General features: G+C 80.4%; 1 protein-coding gene. It reads right to left on the bottom strand.

The features are described 5' to 3' along the window. Window positions 1-20: 20 nt before the first annotated feature. Window positions 21-888 (bottom strand): alpha/beta fold hydrolase (locus tag PYV61_RS25945; RefSeq protein ID WP_275836783.1); only part of this gene is annotated, 868 nt, incomplete at its 5' end.

Raw genomic sequence — 888 nt, 5'->3', positions numbered from 1 at the left:
CGTGGTCTCAACTCCTTGGCTCACAGAACGACATGGCTACGATCCGACTTGGCGAAGCGGCGCGCGAGCGCGGTGTCGTGGGCGGGGCGCGCGGGGGCGTCGGGCGGCGTGGGGTACGCCTCGGGGCGCGCGGCGCGCGGCACGATGGGGGCGAGCAGGACCAGGCGCGCGACGCGGTCGGGGTGCGCGTCGGCCCACGCGGCGGCGACGCCGGCGAAGTACGACCAGCCGATCACCGACGGGCGCGACACGCCGAGGGCGCGGCGCACGGCCTCGAGGTCGGCGACGTCGCGGGTGAGACCGAGGCGCGCGGTGTCGCGCACCGGCTCGGAGCGGCCGCGCGACCGCGGGTCGTACGCGACGAGCACGCGGCCGCGCGCGAGCGGCGCGAGGTCGTCGGCGAGGTGGCTCGCGAGGGGGACGAGGACCGTGTCGCGGCCGGCGCCGAGGATCCGCACGTGCAGGCGTGCGCCGTCGTCGGCGGTCACCCACTCGGTGGGCGCCGACGCCGAGGTCCGCGCGCAGCGCGCGGCGCAGGCGGGGCTGGCGCGCCACTCGCGCACGGCGCGGAGCGCGATGTCCCGGAGCGCGCGCGCGGTGGCCGGCGGGCGCGCGGCGAGCACGACGGTGCGCGACGAGTCGGTGCGGTCGTCGGCGGCGGGGTGGCCGCGCACGGTGTCGGCGCCGGCGCCGGGGGCGGCGTCGTAGAGCGTGGCGTAGAACGTCGCCGCGGCGAGGTAGGAGCCGGCGGGGGACGGGTGGACGCCGTCGGGGTCGAACAGCTCGACCCGCGGGAGCTCGCGGCGGGCGTGCGCCCGCGCGAGGCCGACCAGCGCGAGCGGGGCGCGGGCCTCGCGGGCGGCGGCCGCGTAGGCGTCGGCGAGCCCG

It is taken from the genome of Roseisolibacter sp. H3M3-2, assembly GCF_029211165.1.
Classification (GTDB): domain Bacteria; phylum Gemmatimonadota; class Gemmatimonadetes; order Gemmatimonadales; family Gemmatimonadaceae; genus Roseisolibacter.
The sequence above is the reverse complement of the archived record's forward strand: the minus strand, read 5'-3'. Positions and strand labels throughout refer to the sequence as shown.